Genomic DNA, 19976 nt, shown 5'->3' on the forward strand with positions numbered 1-19976 from the left:
AGTTGGGGGGTAACGCGGTGCCGAGAGGCCCGGAGGGTTTTTCCTCTGGTAAGCTCCTCTGGGTAGCCGCACTCCTATCGGCCCTAGCCCTGCTCGGCAGCCTACTTGTACACGCACATGCTAAGGGGGCAGGGGGCAGCCCCCCTGTAAGCCTTGTAGTCGAGCTACCCCCGGGCCAGAAGCATTACAGCAATACTTCTCTCAAACTACCCCTGCCGGGTAGCTACATCTTCTGGCTCATAGTGGAGTCCAATACGGGTAGACTCGTCAGATACAAACTCGACTTGAAGGTGGAGGGTGATGCAAGCCTAGAGAAGCTATCCGGCCCCCTTGAAGGCGTGCTGCAAGGCTACGGGGATAGAGCCATACTATATGGGCTCATCGAGGCTGGTAGCGGAGGCTTCAAGCTGATTGCCCGGCTCCAAGCCCAGAACCGCACCCGCAGCATAGCCCTCCACGTAGCTAATGTAGAGCTTAAGGCGGGTTTTAGCAGTGTCTACCTTCCTGTAGACTATCTGGGTGTGAGGGATCCACGGAGAGAGCCTTTCACCCTTGTAGAGTCCTACCCCTCGCCCCTGCGTAAGCTGCTGGGCGTGGGGGAGAACATTCTCCTCGGCTACATGCGTGTTTGCGTCAGGTCGAGTATGCCGGGCAGCTTCCTGGTCCTCGGCCGCGTATACGACTCTAAAGGCCGCCCTGCTCCAGTGGCGAGTACGGTCATAACTCCGGGAGCGGGCTCCCCCTACATAAGATCCATGGTGGTGGTTAACAGCACTGCTGGAAGGAATGAATATCATGGCTGTATTGTGGTCCCCCTATGGTCTCTAGCGGAAGTGATACCGCCTGGAAGGTATCGCCTCACGCTGGGACTATATCTGCCCGGGTCTGCTAGGCCTCTAGCCACCTACAGCCATGACGTGATTGTAAGGCTGCTATATCACGGTGACATAGTTACTGCTCTCGCGGCAACTCTTACAGGTGCCCTAGTGCTTGTCCCCCTCGCGAGGGTGAAGGATAGCAGGAGGATAGCCTATATGGCTCTTACGGGTGCTTCTCTCACCGCCCTTGTACGGATCATCGGGGGTATCCTCCTCCGTCTCTCGCAAGTGCTGGGGCCCTTCGACTGGATAGTCTATGGCCCGGTAACCAGTGGGCTTTACTATGGCCTGCTGGCGGCCTGTCTTGCCGCGACAGGTGATTGGATGGTCACGGCAGGCGCTGTGCTTGTTGAGTGGCTGCTTTCATCGCTCATACTCAGCCCCGGCAATATAGTGCTCAGTAGCCTCTGGGTGCTCACGACGCTTTCCGTGGTAGCTCTAGCGGGGTATGCAGCCCTACGTACTCGTCTAGGCCTGCTCCCCATTTACTTCGGCCTCGCGAAGATCCTCGACAGCTACGTTGACATAAACCTGTACGCATTCATATACAGGCTATACTATGCGCACTGGTATGTTGCAGCATACAGTCTTGGAATGGGGTTCTACGCCTCCCTTGGCACACTCCTCGCACTGAGAATGGTGCGTGGCCATGCTGGAGGCACAGGTTAGACGGGTCACGTATCCAGGGGGTAGGGTGGCTGTCGAGAACGTCCATGTAAGCCTAGAGCCTGGCGAGGTGTTGCTGGTCGTAGGGCCCAGTGGCTCTGGGAAGAGCACCCTTCTCAAAACCATAGCAGGAGTGATACCCTTCATAGAGGATGCTCATCTACATGGAAGCATACTCGTACATGGTGAAAGCATTGAAGGCCTGCCGCCGGGGCGCAGGCCGGTAGCATACATGCCCCAGGACCCTAGCGAGCTAGCTTTAGGGGATTACGGTGCCGAGATACTTCTCCTCTATGGCGCCAAGCCCCGCCTAGAGGTAGAGGAGCTACTGGAGCGGAGAGTATCCGAGATGAGCAGTGGGCAGCTACAAAGACTGCTCCTCTCAGCCGTCCTCGGCCAGGGGAGGAGCATAGTCCTCCTCGACGAGCCTCTTGCAAATCTTGACGTATATTCATCAAGCCTAGCATATAGGACCGTCAAGGAAGTCGCAGGGGAAGGAGGGTCTGTTATAGTCGCTGAGCACCGCGTCTCAAAGCTTGCTGGGCTCGCCGACAAGATCCTTGTGCTCGGTAAGGATGGGAGGCCAGTCTACTACGGTAAAAACGTGGAGGGGGGTCTCCGGATTGCTGAGGATATCGGTGTACGCCCTGCAGACGCTACTGGAGAACAAGTAGAGATTGATGTCAGCTGCAAGAGCGTTAGTGGCTGGAAGGATGCTGTGGCCGGGCTAGAGAACGTCTACGCAGGGTACGAGGGTAGGGCCGTGCTAAAAGGCCTTAGCTTTATATGTCCTAGAGGGGCCATGGTGGCTGTTATAGGCCCCAACGGCTCGGGTAAGACGACTATGTTGAGGCTGCTTGCTGGAGTGGCCAAGCCCTGGAGGGGCCGTGTCTACTACGCATGGGGGCGCTGGGACTGGAGGATGATAGGCTACGCCCCCGCCTCGCCCTGGCTATCCTTTCTGGAAGACACGGTGTTCGACGAGGTAGCTGTGGCTGCCCGCAGGGCTGGAAGCTCCTCGTTCAGGGAGGACGCCTTAGAGGTGTTAAAGCTGCTTGGGCTACAAGAGTACCTAGGAGAGAAGCCATGGAGGCTTAGTGGAGGCGAGATGGTCAGGCTTGCTGTGGCACGAGCTGTTGTGAAGAAGCCTAGGCTGCTTCTCCTCGACGAACCTCTCCGAGGCCAGGATAGGAGAAGCGCTGAGGTTGTCCTAGAGGCGGCTCGGCTTGTAGCCCGCAGCGGAGGTTGCTCAGTAGTAGTAACCCACGACCTGGAGTTTCTCCGGGAATTCGACCTCATCTACAGGGTTGATAGGGGGTGCTACATGGTTGGCTGAGAGGCTTCTAAAACTCTCACGGGACTATGTGAGGCGCAGTAGAGGTCCCCTCTCCAGGCTTAGGCCTGGAACAAGACTCGCCTACGTCTTCCTCGTATCGGTGTCAAGCATGGTCTTCGGTAGGATTGAGGTGCTTGTAGCCCTGGCAACAGCCAGTATAGTATTCTTCCTGCTCTCGGGCCCCAGTCTGCGCAAGCTCCTCTCTGTATCCCTCCTAGCCGCGGCGGTGGTTTGGAGCATTGTGCTTGCCCAGGCTCTCTTCTACCAAGGCTCGCCTAGAACACCTATAGCGGTCTTAGTGCCGTCGACTACACCCATTATAGGCAGGTTTACGGGTGGCATATACATATACTATGAGGGGCTAGGCTACGGCTTCCGCCAGAGCCTGCGAGCGCTAGCAGGCCTATATGCAGGCGCGGGCCTGGCATCGTCAACGAGCATTATGGACATCTATGCTCTCCTGGCCAGGCATCCTAGGCTTCTCGCAGCGCTTCTAGCTGGGCTCCGTGGCCTCGAGAAGCTTCTCGACGAGCTGGAAGAAGGGCTAGCCTCTCTAAAGCTTACAGGTGCGCGTCTAGGCTTCTCGAGGCTCCACAAGCTCATCCCATTGATTGTAAGACGCATAGAGGCTGGAGCTACATCAACCGCCCTAGCCTTAGAGTATTCATCTCCCGTCCGAGTAGCTGAGGGCTGGGGCATAGTAGCCCTGATGCTCTTCGGGCTAGCATCTCTCCTCATGGTGCTTTACGTGCTCTATCTCCTCTACTCCGCTGGGGTGCTCTACAGCCCCTTCCTACAAGAGCTCTATGAGTGGCTAAGGCTCTGGTTCTCATAGCATAGTGTGGCCTATGCACTGGAGCATTTCTCCGGAGGGGCAGCATGCTGCAATATAATGGGTGGAAATGTGCAGCCATACCACACTCCAGCTAAGAGGAAAGCGGACTCGGGAAAGCTAGGGGCAGGCAGGGCCCAGCTCCTCTCAGTAGCGGGGCTCCTTCTTGAGCCATGAACTTATAGCCGCACCAGGCTGAAAAAGCTTAAGCAATGGCCGTAGCTTATGTGGAGGATTATGGCACACTCTACACGCTATAGGCGTTAAACCTGTCGAGGCTGCTGAGATAGATTACGACAAGTATTCCATCTGCACTTGTCACTCTTCAGAACAATGCTGCCAGGGCTATGCTCCCCCATAGCACGGTCCTCGGAATCATGAAGGCCAGGTATTTATACAGCGGCGACACCATTAATGCGGGTGCACCACAGGCTCCCGGGTGGTGCACTTGGGGAGGCTTAAGGTTCTACTAATATCTACTGTTATCAGCGGTGACTTGAAGAGAGCGATTAAAGATGTTAGCAGCTATGTGGATGTTAAACTGCTGTATTCTCACCAGTTGCCGAGCTATAGCAGGGAGGATCTCCAGAGACTCGTTGACTGGGCAGACGTAATCCTGATAGATGTCAGGGGCGACCCCGGTGTACTCAGCGAAATAGACTATAAAGAGAAGGACGTAGTTTACCTGGTTGGCGGCTCGCCAACCCTAATGGCTAGGACGAAGCTTGGAAGATTTAGAATGCCTGCGAAAGCTGCGTCCATAGCAGTCAGTAGCCCTGAATCTATGGTTGCAAAGATAAAGAGGATGGAAAGGATTATTGAAAGCCTTGGAAGAATTATTCCCTTCGGCGCTCTAAGAGATGCAAGGGACTATGTGAGGCTGGTAAAGTACTGGGCTAATGGGGGCTATGAGAACTACAAGAACATGTTTCTCCTCCTAGCCCGGAGAGCTGGAGCCAGAGTAGAAGTTAGAGAGCCCATCGAGTTCCAGGAGTATGGGCTATACCATCCGGTTCACGGCTTCAACTACAATCCTATAATCGATCCAAGTAAGCCGACAGTAGGCATACTCTTCTATGGCGGAATGCACTTCGGGCAATGCGCCAAAACGCTTGAAGAGCTTGTAAAACGGCTCGAAGAGATGAATATAAATGTTATACCCGCCTATACAGACGGTATACTCGCGCTAAAACCTGTTGAAAAATTCTTCACTGGTGTCGATGCGATAATAAGCCTTCTCTGGTTCAGACTGAACGGCGGCCCCTATGGTGGAGACCCAAGGCCCACTGTCGAGCTATTGAAGAGGCTTAAGGCTAAGCTATTCACCCCCGTAATGATGTATAACCAAAAGATAGAGGACTGGAGGAAAAGCGAGAGAGGGTTAAACGCACTCACAACGGTAACTGCTGTGACCCTCCCTGAGATGGACGGCGGCGTCGAGCCTATACCCCTGGGCGGGGTTAAGGGTGACGAAGTTGTCCCTATCGATGACAGAGTGGATAAGGTTGCTAGAAGGGTTGCTAGGTGGCTAGAACTCCGGAGGAAGCCCAACCATGAGAAGAGAATAGCGATAATAATATACAATTACCCGCCGGGCGAGGAGAATCTAGGCAACGCAGCTTACCTTGACACCTTCAAGAGCGTAGAGAGAATACTAGAGGAGCTTAGAAGGGAGGGCTACCAGGTCCCAGAAGTTAAAGACCTCAAGAAAATGTTTATTGAGAAGAAGCTCTTCAACCCAACAATTTATCCTCCCGAGAAGATTGACTGCCCGAGAATGAGCGTCAAAGAGTATCTGAAGTACTTCAACGAGCTACCGGAGGATGTCAGAAGAGAGGTGGTAAGATACTGGGGCGAGCCACCTGGCGAAATAATGGTAGATGACAAGGGTATATTAATACCCGGGGTTGTGCTTGGGAACGTGTTCATAGGCGTCCAGCCATCAAGACCGCCACTAGCCAGGGAAGAGGACGTCTACCATGCAATCCATGACCCGACTAGGCCCCCCCACCACCAGTACCTAGCCTTCTACTTCTGGCTTCAAAGAGTGTTCAAGGCGGATGCCGTCATCCATGTAGGAACTCATGGTACAGCCGAGTTCATGAAGGGGAAGGAGGTTGGCCTCTCCTCTAGGTGTTTCCCAGACATACTGATAGGTGACATGCCTAGCTTGTACATATATCATGTCGTCAACACGTCTGAGGCCACGCTAGCCAAGAGGAGACTCTATGCGACACTTATAAGTTACAACTCGCCTCCCTATACAACCGCAGATCTCTACGAGGACTATGCAAGGCTAGAGGGATATCTCGACGAGTACCGTGAGGCATTGAGCAGCGGAGACAGAGCTAGGGCAGAGATCGCAAAGAGGAAGGCCCTTGAGCTAGCGAGGAAGCTTCACCTAGGCGAAGACCTTGAGGAGGTTGAGGCGAAGCTATATGAGTATAAGCGCTCAATAATACCTAAGGGCCTACACGTTCTCGGCCAGAAATACAGCCTAGAAGAACTCGAAGACTTCATAGTGCTTCTCGCAAGGTATGACAGAGGAGAGATAAAGTCGCTCAACAGACTAATATGTGAGGACAAGGGGTGGAGCTACGAAGAGGTTTTGAAGGATCCAAGGAGGCTTAGAGAGGTGGACAGGGAGGCTCGGCAAATAGTCCAGAAGTTCCTTAAAGGTGAGAAAGTCCCAGCAAGGTATGAGAAGACACTGAGATACAGCCTCGAGATCGCCAAGAAATATGCAGATAATTCTCTCGAGATAAAGAACCTGCTAGAGGGCCTAAAAGGTAATTACATCGAGCCATCGCCTGGCGGAGATGTGATAAGGAATCCTGAGGCTTTGCCGACCGGGAGAAACATCTACCAATTCGACCCGCTAAAAGTGCCGACGGAGGCTGCAACAGAGAGGGGCAGATACATTGCAAGAGAGACTCTGAGAAAGTACTTTGAGAAGCATGGAAGATATCCCGAGAGCGTTGGGGTAGTGCTATGGGGCTTTGAGACGGCTAAGACCTATGGCGAGACCGTTGCACAGATATTTGAGTATCTGGGGGTTGAGGTTATCCACAAATCGCCCTGGGAGAAGGAGCTCAGAGTCATACCCCTCAGCGAGCTTGGCCACCCACGTATAGATGTCGTGGTCACAATATGCGGGTTCTTCAGGGAAATGTTTCCAAACGTGATGGCTTTGATAGATAGGGCCGTGAAGCTTGTCGCGGAGCTCGATGAACCCGAGGAGCTCAACTTTGTCAAGAAGCATGTAAAGGAGCTTAGAGGCTTTGGAAGTCTCGCAAAGGTAAGAATCTTCGGGCCGAGAGCAACAGAGTATGGCACTAGGATGCTCCAGCTAGTCGAAGACAGCGCCTGGAAAGATGAGGCAGACTTAGCTGAGGCCTACATGGAATCAATGAGCTACGCGTATGGTGAAGGCATATACTCTCAAAAGGCGAGGCAACTATTCGAAGACCTGCTAAAGAGGGTCGACATGGTTACACAAGTCAGAGACTCACAAGACTATGAGATTACGGATCTAGACCACTACTACGAGTTCTTCGGCGGCTTAGCGAAGTCCGTTGAGCAGCTAAGAGGGAAGAAGCCAGAGATGCTGATAGCCGACACAACCGGGGAGATGGTGAAGGTCGAAGACGTTAGAGAGTCGATAACAAGGGGGACAATAACGAGAACTTTAAACCCGAAGTGGATAGAAGCTATGCTGAAACACGGGTTCCACGGAGCCCAGAAGATAGCTGATAGAGTAGAGTATCTCCTTGGCCTAGCTGCGACTACCGGGGCGGTCGAGAACTGGGTCTGGGACAAGGTTGCTGAGCGCTTTGTGCTCGATGAAAACCTCTTCGAGAGGATAAAGAGCAGCAACCCATATGCAGCAAAGAAGATCCTAGAGAGGCTTCTTGAGGCAAGCGAAAGAGGTTACTGGAAGGCGGACAGGAAGGTGCTTAAAAAGATAAAAGAGAGGTATATGGAGCTTGACGCGATGCTTGAGGAGGAAGCTTAGAGGCTCCTTTATGCTGCGAGCCTCATTCCTGCAGGGCTCCGCCGCATCACGCTTTTAGGGCCTGGCCGTAGTGCACCACGAGGTACTCCTGTCCTCCGCTCCACTCTTTTCGTAGTCAACGGCTATAGGATGCTGTTTGATGCTAGGGCTTCAGCAGCTCCGAGCCCGCCCGGGCCAGCTCGCTCAGGGTGCGGCGGCTCTCGGCCTGGAGCCTGGAGCTGGAGAGGAGGCGGCGGCTCAGCCTGGAGGCGAGCCTGAGGACCTCGCGCAGCATCTCCACCTCCGGGCCCTCGTAGCCCAGCTCCCCGGCTCGCCGCAGCAGCTTGGCCGCCAGCTCCAGCTCGTTGAAGGCTAGCATCCTCAGCCGGGCAAGGTCCTGCCGGGCCAGCCTCGGCTTGGCCGCCAGCCGGCGCAGCTCCTCGAGCACGCCCTCGGGGTCTATGCTGGCTATCTGTATCCGGAGCAGCTCCGTCTCCGGGTCGAGCTCCTCGTCCTCCTCCCCCGCGGGCTCGGCGGCTTCGACGCCCCGGTCGTAGGCCTCCAGCGCCTCCACCACCGCGTCCAGGTCTAGGAACCTCCACCAGTGCTGGTTGCTGCTCCGGTAGCTCGTCTCGATGACCCCGTAGCCCCGCTCCAGGGCGCGGAGGAGCATTGAGGGGTTATAGTCCATCCCCCACGCCTTGAGCCTGGCCACGACCTCGCGGTGGCTGAAGTCGCCCAGGCGGACCCCACGGCGCCCCCGGGAGGCGAGCGCAGCGTCCACAGCGGCGCGGAGCACGGCGTAGCCTCTCTCACCGTACTCCGCGAGAAACTCCAGCACCCTCTCCCTCACACCGGGCGCCGCGGGGTCCAACGGCAGACACCCCTCCTTCTCCCCGGAGCCCCCGGGGACCTTGGTATAGCTCCGGGGTAACATCTAGAAGCGGGGTACAGTCCTGGAGCCCCGCCTGGCCGAAGCCCCGGCGTATTATCAGGAGCTACCCCCGGGTAGCCCCGCCGGTGGAGGCCTGGCGGCGCCGGGAGGGGGGACCCGGGCGTCTAGGAGGCTGGGCTCTCCCCGTGGCGGCTCCTCGCTGCCTGGTAGAGCCTCCTCCCGGCCTCTAGGGCCCAGCTCCCGGCCTCCAGCCGGCCTAGCAGCCCCGGGTCAACTGCCTCGAGCCCGCCGTGGGCGGCGGCGAGCGCGGCCGCCATAGCCGCGGCGGCGTCGGCGGAGCCGGGGGCTACGGCCGCAGCGGTCCTGGCCGCCTCGAGCGGGTTGCCCGGGCTCTCCATGTAGGCGTAGAGGGCTGCAGCGAAGGGGTGGGGGTCGCCGCCCGGCACCGGGGCTAGGAGCCTCGCCGCTCTCCCCAGGGGCTCCCCTGCCAGGTCCTCGAGCCTCGCCATCAGCTCTCTGAGCACCGGGTCCCCTGCCTCGTCGGCGAGCACGCCGGCCAGCCGGCGGGGGCTTAGCCCCCGGAGCGTCTCGTAGAGGGCTATCACGTATAGCCTCGCGGCCTCCACGTCGTGGCTGCTGGTATGCGTCACGAGCGTCTGGGCCTCAGCCATGGAGGCGGCTACGCGCCTGGAGCGGTAGAAGAGGGCTATTGGCACCGCCCGCGCGGCCGCGTCCATCCTGGGCCCGTCCTGGAGGGGCTGGCGCCTCGCCTCCCACCAGGGCTTGCCCCGCCGGATCCCGTTTATCGCCGCGGCGGTGGCCGGGTGGTAGAGGCGGAGCGGGTTCTCCACGTCGGCGCGGCTGGCAAGGGCCTCCGCGTAGCCGCGGGGGTTGAAGCCGCAGTTCTCGGCGACGCTCTCGGCGAGCAGGAGCATCATCTCGGCGATGCTCCCGTAGGCGTAGAGCCCGTCAACCACTATGCCCGGCGCGCCGGGCGCCCCAGTCATGGCCACCGGGAGGCCGACCGCGTCACCCAGTACAGCTGCTAGGAGCACCTCCTGGAACAGCCTTGCAGCGCTATCCAGCGGCTCTAGGAGCGGCACTGCCTAGGCCCTATCCGTCCACGCTCAGCCGGCGGGGGGCTTATCTACCCAGCCCCGCTCAACAGCCTTCTCAGCTCCACGCTGCAGAGATCCTGGGGCAGCTCCTCCACCCCAAGGGCCTCCAGCCTGGCGCGGAGCCTCCTCAGCCTCCCGAGGAGCATGGTCCTCCACACGGCAGAGGCGCCGGCTGCCGCTGCCCCGAGGGTGAAGAGGCCCTCTAGCAGCGCCTCCGCGGCCCTGGTAAGCCGGGCCGAGGGGAGAAGCAGCCCAGGCACAGCGACCACCACTATGAGTACCACAAGCGCGTTAAGCCTCTCCAGCCTTAGACTCCTCTCAACCCTCCCGAGAAAGTCTAGGGCAGCGCTCCTCCGGCAGGGGAGCGTGTAGCCCATCAATATCCCGCTGCGGTCCAAGATCAGGGAAGCCCCCAGGAATTGAGCCACTAGCGCACCGCCCAGGGGGAGTATAAATCAAGCCACCCGGCTAGCCCGCATGCATCAATGCGAGCCCGCTCAGCAGCAGCTTGACCGAGACCGCCGCGAATATTATGGCGAATAGCTGCCTCAGCCGGACTACGGCCCAGCCAGGCGTCCTAGGCACAAGCCTGGCGCCAACCACAGCACCCACTATGATGCCCACAGCTAGTAGGACTGCGTCCACCACACTAGCCGCGCCTATAGCCAGCTTCTGGGCAGAGGACACTAGCACAGCCCACACGAGCGAGGACATGGCAGTCATCACCGCTACCCCGGGCTCGGCGCCCAGCACGTATATTGAGACCGGTATCACGATGCAGGTCCCGAGCCCTAGGAACCCTGCCCCGAAGCCGTCCACGAGGCCCAGCAGGGACTTCGCCACAGCGCCTCCAGGCATGCGCCGGGCGAGCTGCCTCCCCGCGAGTACCCTGGCGCCCCTTACCGTTTCCCATACCATTCTGAACGCGGCGTAGGCGAAGACGGCGCTCAGGCTGAGCAACAGCACCCACGGCTTCCTGGCCGCCGCGGCGTAGAGGAGGTCGCCTATAGCAGCCCCGAGGGCGCCCCACGCGCCGAGGACGAGCATGGACCTCCGGTCTATCATCCTGAGCCCGGCCCGCGTGGTTATTATGCTGGCGCTTATGAGCACAGCCAACGCGGTCGTACCCACCGCGACGGGCACAGGCTCCTTAAAAATAATCATAAGCACTGCTGGAAGCATTACCGCGCAGCCGCCTAGGCCGAGGTAGCCGCCCATAATGTTTAGTACAAAGCCTATCACCGGTGCTAGGGCGAGCTGTTGGACCCCCTGCACCCTATCACCGATAGGGCATTTCCTACAGGACAGTTGCAGTTATTAATTTATCTACGTCGCATAATACGACATAATACGATATAGTGATACGATATAGTGGCGACATGGTAGCGGCAAACCGCCCAGAGCCGCTGGAGCGCGCTGCGCCGCCGCCCCGGAGAGGGCTTTAGAGGCTAGACGCCCCCAGACGGTTGGGAGCAATGCCGCGCCAGGGCTGTATACCCTACATACAGCTAGCCATACTCATACTCCTCGAGAAGCAGGGGCCTCTATGCGGCTACGGTCTCTACAAGAGGCTACGCGCAGCCGGCCTCGACGTGAGCGAGGCCGTCGTATACACAGCCCTCTCCCGGATGTCGCAGCGCGGCCTCGTGAGAGCCGTCAGAGGCGAGAAAGATGGGAGACAGGTAGTGCTCTACGAGATAACGGAGAAGGGGGTATTCAAGCTCCGCAAGCTCTACAGCGTCTTCTGGGAGCTGAGCAGGGCTATCGAGGCGCTGGCGGAGGGGCCGGAGACCGGCGCCGGGAAGTAGTCCCCAGGCTCTATGGGGCCATGCCGGGCCTTCAGCCAGTAGCGTCGGCATTCCCCAGTCCATGGCCGGTTGCAGCAGCGCTCCATTCTAGCAAGAGAAACGCGTATAGCAAAACAATGATAGATGGAATCCACCGGCCTCCTGCAAAGGACAACCCAGGAGCATGCAATGCTCTGCGGCACTCCCGCCCCCAAGATGCTCGAGGTAGGCGCACATGGATGATAGACGTCCTGAAGGTCCTCGCCCAGCGCGGCTCCTGCCCCAGGAAGCTTCCCCTTAGGAGACTCTTCCCCGGAGGCTCCGGGGTGTAGGGCGATGGTGTGGGTCGAGGAGGGTGCAAAGCACGTAGTGCTAGTATTTAGTAGGGAGGGAGGGAGAGTCATATCCCGGGCTCTTATGAAGCTGCATGAGCTCCGGAGCCGCGATCCCAAGGTTAGCTCGAGGTTCGTGATACACGTGGTCTCGCCATTGGGAAGGGTAGAGTACATGGAGCTGTTGAGGACGCTCATCCAGAACAATATAGTCTATACGCTTTCGGTCCGGTATCATGGAGAAGACCTGGGGAGCCTGGAGGACCTCGCCAGGAAGCTGGGTGATGAAGCCGTCTATATTGTTGACTCTCATTTGCCGGAGTATATTTCTATCTTGCGAGAGCATGGTTTAAACCCTGTGGTTGTCTAGGCATAGGCCAGGAGGTGTGGGGTAGTGAAGGGCTTCGAGATAGTGATCTCCACAGACCGCACCATGATGAGCAACCACCACGGCAGGGAGTTCATAGGCTTCATGACCACGGGGCCTGCCATAGGGATGCCGGAGCGCGTCTGGATGTGGCTCGCAGCGCCCAAGGTTGAGACCGATGAGCTTGGCAGGCCCCGTGAGGCGCCCTACGGGCTCCGCAAGATAGAGGCAAAGCTTGTGGATGCAGGCTTCAACGCCGCTATAGTCGACCCCGACCATCTGCATAAGCACTTAGATACTATGAAGGTTCTTATGATAGGTCATCACGACTACTTCGCCTACGGGCCTCCGAGCAGTGAGTGGTGGATGATAACCGGCAAGGAGCCGGTGAATCGGAGGTCCTTCAGGAGGTTCATGGAGAGCCCGGCGGTGAGGAAGGCTAAGGAGAAAGGAGTGAAGATCATCGCCGGGGGGCCTGCGGCGTGGCAGTGGCTCTGGTCCCTCGAGGAGTGGCAGAAGTGGGGCGTGGACACGGTAATCGATGGTGAGGCCGAGAAGGTGGTAGTGGACCTCGCCGAGAGGGCTCTCAGCGGTGGGCCCCTGCCCGACTACATCTACGTAGGGCCGCAGGACAGCCCGAGCATAGAGGAGATCCCGGTGATAAAGGGCGCTAGCGTCAACGGCCTAGTGGAGATAATGAGGGGGTGCCCGAGGGGCTGCAAGTTCTGCAGCGTCACCCTCCGCCCGCTCCGCTACATGCCGTTCGACAAGATCGAGGCAGAGATAAAGGTGAACCTCAGGAACGGCGTGAAGTCTGTGATACTCCACAGCGAGGACGTGCTCCTCTATGGTGCTGATGGCGTGAAGCCTAGGCCCGAGCCTCTCATCAAGCTCCATGAGAGGGTTCGCAGGCTCGTCCCTGGCACCATAGCCTGGAGCCACGCTAGCCTGGCGGCGGTGAAGTACGCGGAGGAGAAGCACCGCCTAGTCTCGAGGATAATGAACGATATAGTGCTCACTAACCAGCGTTTCCTCGGCGTTGAGGTAGGCATCGAGACGCTGAGCCCGAGGCTAGCCAAGATAATAATGCCCGCCAAGTCCGCCCCCTATCCGGCCGAGAAATGGCCGGACGTGGTTGAGGATGCTTTCAGGATCATGCATGAGAATAACATAATCCCGGCAGGTACGCTGATACTAGGGCTCCCCGAGGAGAGGCCGGAGGATGTGGAGATGACGGCGGAGATGCTTGATAGGCTGAGGCCCTATAGGAGCCTCATAGTGCCGATGTTCTTCGTGCCGATGGGCGTGCTGAAGAACAGGGACTGGTTCAAGAGGAACCTGCTAAGGCCCGAGCACGTGGAGGTGCTTAAGAGGACGCTGCTCCACTCCCTCTACTGGGCCGAGGACATACTGAGCAAGTTCTACCTCCGGGAGCCGCACATGCTGCCGGTGAGGATGGGCATAGAGGCCTTCATAAAGTATGCCAGGAGGAAGGCTGAGAAGATGCTGCCGAAGATCGAGGCCATGCTCCGCGCCTAGCCCCCTTTTGCCCGCTCCTGCTCCGCAGTCACTATTCTTTCGGCGCCCGCCGGGGCTTCAGGGCTGAGAAGCGTGTAGGAGGGACCCACGCCTCCCGCCCGTTAGCGAGGAGAGGGGCACTTCCACCCCTGCCGGGATGTGGAGGGCTTGGAGAGCTCGCCGGCCCCTAAGAGCAGGTGGGGCGGGGCCTCGGGGGCTGCCGCCTCTCAGCCGGCACTTCTCCTCGTCTTGGCCAGCGTGTCCTCAAGCCAGCGTATAGCGTTTATGTAGACCCTCACCGCCAGGTCTAGCTCCGCCAGCGTCACCTCCTCGTGCCGCGTGTGGCTCAGCTCGCTCCTTCCCGGGCCGTAGGCGGCGATGCTCCCGGCCACCCTGTAGAGTATGTTCATGTCGCTTGTCCCGGCCTTCAGCACGGGCTGGGCCCGGTAGCCCTCGGCTAGAAGGCCGCGCATCAGCGCCCTGGCGGCGGGGCTGCCCGGCCTAACGGCTACCGGTGGGAGCCAGCTGCCCGGCTTCTCCGCCCAGCAGCCCTCGGGGAGCCTCCGCCCCAGCTTCTCGAGGGCCTCCTCTAGACTCCCGCCTGGCGGTATGCGGAGGTCCACCACCAGCGTCGCCTCGTCGGCTACCACGTTGCCGCCGGAGCCACAGCTCATAGCGGTCACGGTGTAGGTATAGCCCCTCGCGGTGGCCTCGCTCAGCTCCTCCACCGCCTGGTAGGCCTCCACCACGAGGCTGCAGGCGCTCCTGTAGAGCCAGCTGCTGCTCGCGTGCCCCGGCTCGCCGAGGCAGTGGACCCGGAGCCTGGCGCCGCCGCGGTAGCCTATAGCCACCTTAGTCGTGTTAGTTGGCTCCCCTATTATGACGGCGTCCGCCCTCCACCCCGTCTTCACGAGGTGCCATGCGCCGTGGCTGGGCCCCTCCTCGCCCACGGCCGCCACGACCTCGACCACCGCCCTCCTCGGCCGGTAGAGGGAGGCGGCGGCCACCATGGCTGCCAGCGGGGCCTTAGCGTCCACAGCCCCCCGGCCCCTCACCACGCAGGGCGGGCTGGCTGGCTCGACCCAGCCTGGCACAGTGTCTATGTGGCTGACCAGCGCTATCCTGGGAGGCTCCTCGACCCGCTCCATGGGCTCAACTAGGAGCCTGGCGTTCCCCGCATCGTCTAGGTAGGCCTGGCTGTAGCCGAGCCGCCAGGCCTCCTCGACCAGCAGCCTGGCGGCGTCCCTCTCCATGAAGGTGGGGCTGTAGGCCTCGACCAGGGACTGGAGCAGCCTAGCCGCCCTGGAGCCGTAGTACACAGTCCGCCACTCCCCGCGCCAGCGCCTCCACGTCCTTCCCGGCCAGCAGGTAGGGGGGCAGGAGCCGTACCACGGTGGAGCCGGCCTTGAGGGCTAGTATCGCCTTCTCCTCCTGGAGGCAGCGGAGAACCGGGTCGGGCCGGAGCCTCAGCTCCACCCCGATCATGAGACCCATTCCCTTCACCCTCCTAACCACCCTGGCCCCTTCCAGCATCTCCTCCAGTATGCCGCGGAGCCTTGCCCCCTTCTCCGCCGCCTGCTCCGGCACCCTCTCCTCGACGAGTACCCTGCTGGCCGCGGCCACGGCCTTCATAGCCATAGGGTTGCCGCCGTAGGTGCTGCCGTGGAAGCCCGGGGGGAGCTTCTCCGCCACCCAGCCCGGCACCGCAACCATGCTGACCGGGAAGCCTCCCCCGATGGCCTTGCCCGCGGCTAGTATGTCGGGCTCTACTCCGTAGTGCTCGTGGGCCCAGACCCTCCCGGTGCGGCCGAACCCCGTCTGGACCTCGTCGACGACCAGCAGGCAGCCCGCCTCGTCGCACCTCCTCCTAAGCTCCTTCATGAACTCGGGGGTGGCGGGGTTCACGCCGCCCTCGCCCTGTATGGGCTCCACTATCGCGGCGGCCGTGTCCTCCCCTATAGCCTTGTCAAGGTCCTCGGGGTGGTTGAACCTGGCCCTCCTGGTCCCCGGGATCAGGGGCTCGTAGCCCTTCCGGTAGAGGGGGTTGCTCGAGGTGACGGAGAGCGCACCCATCGTTCTCCCGTGGAAGCTGCCGGTGAAGTAGACTATCCCCCTCCGGCCGGTCACCCGGCGCGCTATCTTCAGCGCGAGCTCCACGGCCTCCGCGCCGCTGTTAAGCAGCGTCACGTACTCCATCCTACCAGGCAGCAGGGGGGTGAGGGCCTCGAGCATCTCCTCGAGCCACGGCCCCGCCATCCCCGGCGGCGCGACCATAACGGTGTCCAGCGCCTCGCGGAGAGCCTCCACTATCCTCGGGTGCCGGTGGCCCAGGAACGCCACCCCGTGGCCCGTGTGGGCGTCGAGGTAGCGACGGCCCTCAAGGTCCCAGATATACTGGCCCTGGGCCCTCGCGACCCGGAGCCCGCGGGGAGCGTAGAAGTGGAGGTAGCGGAGTACCAAGACCCTCTACGCCTCCCCCCTGGAGGTGGTGCCCCGGGCCTAGCGGCGGGCCAGCTCGAGGAGGTAATCCACTATCTCGGCCGCCACGTCCACCCCGGTGACCGCCACCGTGTTCTTGAACTCTGGCACCGGGTTGACCTCGTTCACCAGGTAGCCCCGCTCCGGGTCCTCGAAGAGGTCTACCCCGGCTATCTCCAGGCCCACGGCCTCCGCAGCCCGTACCGCCAGCTCGCCCAGCTCCCCCTCGACCGGCGCCGGCTCGGCCTTCCCCCCGCGCGCCGTGTTTGTGATCCAGTGGCTGGAGTACCTGTAGATAGCCGCCACGGGCCTACCACCCACCACGGTGACCCTTATGTCGCGTCCCGGCTTCCTCACATACTCCTGGATCAAGTGGACCTTCATCTCGGGCTGCGGCATGTACTCCCTATGTTCCAGGATCACACGGAGATCCTCCCAGTCGTCGGCCAGCGCCACCATCCTTCCCCAGCTCCCGTTGGTGGGCTTCACCACGACCGGGTAGCCTATCTCATCCGCGAGCCTCCCGGCAGCCTCGGAGCCGAACGCGACCCCGGTGACAGGGGTGGGAATCCCCGCGGCGCGCAGGAGAGCCAGGCTCCACACCTTGTCGTTGGCGGCGGCGGTGGCCTGGCCCCGGTTCACCACCCGCAGCCCGAGGCTCTCCAGGACAAGGCTGGAGGAAACGGCGACGTAGTGGCTCACACTCCTCTGGAGCACCACGCCCGGCAGCTTCCCGCCCAGCTCCCTGTCTCCTATAACAGCGTGAAAGCTGGAGAGATGGATGAGCGTGATATCGGCTCCCCGCTTCCTGGCGGCAGAGGCTATGGACTTCTCCTCCCACCTAGCCACCATGTACGCCATGCCTATCTTGGCCAACCCCATGCATCCTCCCATCCAGGTAGTGGGGCCGTGCAACCGCCATCCGCGGGGACAAGCCCCGGGAGGAGAGGCACCCGGCCCGCGGGCTCCGGGACCAGGCCCCTCTCCTCGGTGAAAGGCTCTGGGCGGAGCGGTGGCTTCTCCGAGGCCCCTCCCGCTACTCGCCCCAGTCCTCGCCGACGCCCTCGAAGGGCCTCAGCTCTATGCTGCCGTCATCCCTCTTGACGACCTCCAGGGTGACGCCGCAGTCGTGGTCTATCAGCTCGCCGGGCATGGCGTCGTCGGGGACCTCTACGGGGCCACCGCACACGGGGCACTTGAGTGTCGGCATACCGTGCCACCCGGGGGGAGCCGGGGCCGCGATTAGCCCTAATAATGCTGTCCCTTTTCGTGCAGTACGGATTCATCTACCGGCCTGAACGGTATCCGCACCAGCCGATAGAGTGGTGCTCCTCGTTCCCCCTGCTTGGAGGGACCGATCTAAACTGGAGCCCCGGCTAGAACCCGTCAAGGTGCACTAATTGTTGCTCTGAGCAGCTTCTGGTGCAGCCAGCGGGGCTCCGCCGTGGCTTGGTGCGGTGGGCGTACCAGACCCCTAAAACCCCCTGGCTCGGGGCTGGGCCCTGGGTGCCGCTGCCGGGATGGCCTACCGGGTCGCTGTCCTGGGGGCGTCGGGCTACACGGGAGGGGAGCTGCTCCGGCTGCTGGCCCTCCACCCCGAGGTAGAGGTTGTAGCTGCCACCTCCAGGGAGTATGCCGGCAAGCCGGTGCACTTCGTCCACTTCAATCTCCGGGGCTGGTACCGGGGGCTCCGCTTCACGCCCTTCAGCGTCGACGCGGTGCTGAAGAGCGAGGCCGATGTGGTGTTCTCGGCCCTCCCCCACGGCGTGGGGCTAGAGTACACTAAGACCTTCTACGAGTCCGGCCTCACCGTGGTGGACCTCAGTGCCGACTACCGCCTCAGGAACCCCGAGGCCTACAAGACCTGGTACGGGTTCGAGCACCCCTACCCCGACCTGCTCGAGAAGGCGGTCTACGGGCTCCCCGAGCTCCACAGGGAGGAGCTGAGAGGAGCCAGGCTGATAGCATCCCCCGGCTGCAACGCCACCGCGGCCATACTTGCGCTCGCACCTCTCGCCAAGGAGAGGCTGGTGGACCTCTCCAGGATAATAGTCGATGTGAAGGTGGGGAGCAGCGAGGGGGGCTCGAAGCCCACTAGGGGCAGCCACCACCCTGAGAGGGAGAACGCGATAAGGCCCTACGAGCCCCGGGGCCACCGGCACGCAGCCGAGGCGGAGCAGGAGTTATCCCGGCTAGCCGGCTCAGAGGTCAGGGTCTCCCTCATCCCCCACGCAGTCTCCTCGATAAGGGGCGCCCTGGCCAGCGGCCACGCCTGGCTCTTGAGAGAGGTGGAGGAGCAGACGCTGCTGCGGCTCTACGCCGGCTTCTACCGCGACAGCCCCTTTGTACGCCTGGTCCACGGCACTCCCCCGGGCTATCCCGACCCGAAGTACGTGGCCGGCAGCAATTACGCTGACGTGGGGTTCGCGCTCGAGAAGAGGCTGGGCAGGGTGACGGGCTTCGCCGCCATAGACAACCTGGTTAAGGGCGCTGCCGGCCAGGCAGTGCAGGCCTGGAACATAGCAGCAGGGCTCCCCGAGGACACGGGGCTCCGCCTGCCCCCGCTCAAGCCAGCCTAGAGAGGGAGAGGGGTGCCGGTGGAGTGGCAACCCTGGTGGTCAAGGCCGGCGGCAGAGCCCTCATGGCCAACATGGATAACATAGTAGCCTCCGTAGCCTCCGCCGCCAGGCGGGGCCACCGCCTGGTGTTCGTCCACGGGGGAGGCGACCTGGTGACGGAGTACGAGAAGAGGCTCGGCATAGAGCCCAGGTTCGTGACCAGCCCCCAGGGGGTGAGGAGCAGGTACACGACGAGGGAGGAGCTGGAGGTCTTCGTAATGGTGCTCGGCGGCCTCCTCAATAAGAGAATCTGCAGCCGGCTCGCAAGCCTGGGGGCCAGGCCGGTAGGCCTCACGGGCGTCGACGGCCTAGTGCTCCAGGCCGAGAGGAGGCGGAGGATAGTAGTCCTGGACCCCGAGACCGGGAGGAAGCGCGTCGTTGAAGGCGGCTACACCGGGAGGATAACCAGCGTAGACACGGGCTTCCTCGAGAAGCTTCTCGATAACGGCTACACTCCCGTGGTAGCCCCCATAGCCTTCGACCCCCGGGAGGCCACGCTACTCAACGTCGACGGCGACCAGGCCGCGGCGCGAATAGCGGCAGCCCTCCACGCCGACGCGCTCATAGTGCTCACCGACGTCGACGGCCTGCTCCTCGACGGGAGGCTCGTCGAGAGGCTCACAGTCAGCGAGGCCCGGAGGCTGCTGGAGGAGGGCCGAGTAGGCGCGGGGATGAACAGGAAGCTCTACGAGATAGCCCGGGCGGTCGAGGAGGGCGTAGCCCGTGCAGTGATAACCAGCGCCTCCCAGCCCGACCCGGTTCAGCGCGGGCTAGAAGGCAGAGGCACTGTCGTCGAGAAGGGCTAGGAGGCCAGGAGGGCTTCGGCCGTCCCTCGCCCACCTCACCGCCCGGGGGGGCTCGGCGGCCCATCAGGGCGGCTGCAGCCCTCCACACGGCCCCTGGGGGTGGTGCGTAGCCTACCGTTTCTCCCTAGATGTTCATCCCAATTTTATATGGGTTTATGTTTGCATCTAGGGAGTTCCACCTCGCCCATAACTCTTTCCTTAGAGTTATGGGGTCATGGGTGGCTGTCGAGCCCAACGGCACGGGGCTCCCATCCAAGATCTTATGCCCTGAGGGGCTTGGAGCACTGCCCCCATCACCCCCCAGGGTTTTCAGGTATAACATTTAAACATCAACCAATATAAACTTTCCAA

General features: G+C 61.0%; 17 protein-coding genes. 9 read left to right on the forward strand and 8 right to left on the reverse strand.

The genetic code is table 11. From position 1 onward, the window contains the following. Positions 1-2 precede the first annotated feature (2 nt). The 4 genes from CF15_RS07645 to bchH all read left to right on the forward strand — a co-directional run bounded on the left by CF15_RS07645 (position 3) and on the right by bchH (position 7727). Positions 3-1547 (forward strand): hypothetical protein, encoded by a 1545-nt coding sequence (locus CF15_RS07645; protein ID WP_058371261.1) that lies wholly within the window; start codon positions 3-5, stop codon positions 1545-1547. After that, complete coding sequence (locus CF15_RS07650; RefSeq protein ID WP_058371262.1) at positions 1528-2880, forward strand: ATP-binding cassette domain-containing protein; 1353 nt, start codon at positions 1528-1530, stop codon at positions 2878-2880. Before CF15_RS07645 ends, CF15_RS07650 begins: the two co-directional genes overlap by 20 nt. Then, positions 2873-3715 (forward strand): CbiQ family ECF transporter T component, encoded by an 843-nt coding sequence (locus CF15_RS07655; RefSeq protein WP_058371263.1) that lies wholly within the window; start codon positions 2873-2875, stop codon positions 3713-3715. Before CF15_RS07650 ends, CF15_RS07655 begins: the two co-directional genes overlap by 8 nt. A 445-nt stretch (positions 3716-4160) precedes the next feature. Further along, positions 4161-7727 (forward strand): magnesium chelatase subunit H, encoded by a 3567-nt coding sequence (gene bchH, locus CF15_RS07660; protein WP_058371264.1) that lies wholly within the window; start codon positions 4161-4163, stop codon positions 7725-7727. A gap of 142 nt (positions 7728-7869) precedes the next feature. Here bchH and CF15_RS07665 read toward each other — a convergent pair whose 3' ends face one another. From CF15_RS07665 to CF15_RS07680, 4 genes are all read right to left on the reverse strand, one after another. After that, positions 7870-8559: a hypothetical protein gene (locus CF15_RS07665; protein ID WP_168371342.1), complete on the reverse strand. Its 690-nt coding sequence runs from the start codon at positions 8557-8559 to the stop codon at positions 7870-7872. Between the two features lie 206 nt (positions 8560-8765). Further along, positions 8766-9704 carry an ADP-ribosylglycohydrolase family protein gene (locus CF15_RS07670; RefSeq protein ID WP_058371266.1) on the reverse strand — a complete coding sequence of 313 codons (939 nt, stop codon included), beginning with the start codon at positions 9702-9704 and terminating at the stop codon, positions 8766-8768. 44 nt (positions 9705-9748) lie between these two features. Further along, positions 9749-10117, reverse strand: coding sequence for a hypothetical protein (locus CF15_RS07675; protein WP_058371267.1), 369 nt, complete (start codon positions 10115-10117; stop codon positions 9749-9751). A 70-nt stretch (positions 10118-10187) separates the two neighbouring features. Then, complete coding sequence (locus tag CF15_RS07680; RefSeq protein ID WP_168371343.1) at positions 10188-10994, reverse strand: sulfite exporter TauE/SafE family protein; 807 nt, start codon at positions 10992-10994, stop codon at positions 10188-10190. A gap of 200 nt (positions 10995-11194) precedes the next feature. Between CF15_RS07680 and CF15_RS07685 the strand changes: the two genes are divergently transcribed. From CF15_RS07685 to CF15_RS07695, 3 genes are all read left to right on the forward strand, one after another. Continuing rightward, positions 11195-11527 (forward strand): PadR family transcriptional regulator, encoded by a 333-nt coding sequence (locus tag CF15_RS07685; protein WP_058371269.1) that lies wholly within the window; start codon positions 11195-11197, stop codon positions 11525-11527. A 315-nt stretch (positions 11528-11842) separates the two neighbouring features. Beyond that, entirely contained in the window at positions 11843-12208 is a 366-nt protein-coding gene (locus tag CF15_RS07690; RefSeq protein ID WP_058371270.1) for a hypothetical protein, read from the forward strand. 63 nt (positions 12209-12271) lie between these two features. Then, positions 12272-13744 (forward strand): B12-binding domain-containing radical SAM protein, encoded by a 1473-nt coding sequence (locus CF15_RS07695; RefSeq protein WP_058371453.1) that lies wholly within the window; start codon positions 12272-12274, stop codon positions 13742-13744. A gap of 206 nt (positions 13745-13950) precedes the next feature. Here the strand turns inward: CF15_RS07695 and CF15_RS07700 are convergent, their stop codons facing one another. From CF15_RS07700 to lysW/argW, 4 genes are all read right to left on the reverse strand, one after another. After that, positions 13951-15042, reverse strand: a complete 1092-nt coding sequence (locus CF15_RS07700; protein WP_058371271.1) for a M20/M25/M40 family metallo-hydrolase — start codon at positions 15040-15042, stop codon at positions 13951-13953. Continuing rightward, positions 15017-16183, reverse strand: a complete 1167-nt coding sequence (locus CF15_RS07705) for an aspartate aminotransferase family protein (protein WP_058371272.1) — start codon at positions 16181-16183, stop codon at positions 15017-15019. Before CF15_RS07705 ends, CF15_RS07700 begins: the two co-directional genes overlap by 26 nt. A gap of 39 nt (positions 16184-16222) precedes the next feature. Continuing rightward, a complete protein-coding gene (lysX, locus tag CF15_RS07710) occupies positions 16223-17083 on the reverse strand; it encodes a lysine biosynthesis protein LysX (protein WP_058371273.1) in 861 nt (286 codons plus the stop codon). A 154-nt stretch (positions 17084-17237) separates the two neighbouring features. Beyond that, positions 17238-17411, reverse strand: coding sequence for an alpha-aminoadipate/glutamate carrier protein LysW (lysW/argW, locus tag CF15_RS07715; RefSeq protein ID WP_058371274.1), 174 nt, complete (start codon positions 17409-17411; stop codon positions 17238-17240). 310 nt (positions 17412-17721) lie between these two features. On the opposite strand from lysW/argW, the gene argC reads away from it, so the two are divergent. Together argC and CF15_RS07725 are read left to right on the forward strand one after the other, a co-directional pair. Then, entirely contained in the window at positions 17722-18780 is a 1059-nt protein-coding gene (gene argC, locus CF15_RS07720) for an N-acetyl-gamma-glutamyl-phosphate reductase (protein ID WP_058371275.1), read from the forward strand. Positions 18781-18803: 23 nt separating this feature from the next. Then, entirely contained in the window at positions 18804-19625 is an 822-nt protein-coding gene (locus CF15_RS07725) for a [LysW]-aminoadipate/[LysW]-glutamate kinase (RefSeq protein ID WP_236698177.1), read from the forward strand. Positions 19626-19976 lie beyond the last annotated feature (351 nt).

The organism is Pyrodictium occultum (assembly GCF_001462395.1).
GTDB lineage: Archaea > Thermoproteota > Thermoprotei_A > Sulfolobales > Pyrodictiaceae > Pyrodictium > Pyrodictium occultum.

Excerpts from the sequence above, each read along its gene's own strand:
- argC (WP_058371275.1), top strand. The coding sequence starts at position 17,722 with ATGGCCTACCGGGTCGCTGTCCTGGGGGCGTCGGGCTACACGGGAGGG.
- CF15_RS07695 (WP_058371453.1), top strand. The coding sequence starts at position 12,272 with ATGATGAGCAACCACCACGGCAGGGAGTTCATAGGCTTCATGACCACG.
- CF15_RS07685 (WP_058371269.1), top strand. The coding sequence starts at position 11,195 with ATGCCGCGCCAGGGCTGTATACCCTACATACAGCTAGCCATACTCATA.
- CF15_RS07690 (WP_058371270.1), top strand. The coding sequence starts at position 11,843 with ATGGTGTGGGTCGAGGAGGGTGCAAAGCACGTAGTGCTAGTATTTAGT.
- lysW/argW (WP_058371274.1), bottom strand. The coding sequence starts at position 17,411 with ATGCCGACACTCAAGTGCCCCGTGTGCGGTGGCCCCGTAGAGGTCCCC.
- CF15_RS07650 (WP_058371262.1), top strand. The coding sequence starts at position 1,528 with ATGCTGGAGGCACAGGTTAGACGGGTCACGTATCCAGGGGGTAGGGTG.
- lysX (WP_058371273.1), bottom strand. The coding sequence starts at position 17,083 with ATGGGGTTGGCCAAGATAGGCATGGCGTACATGGTGGCTAGGTGGGAG.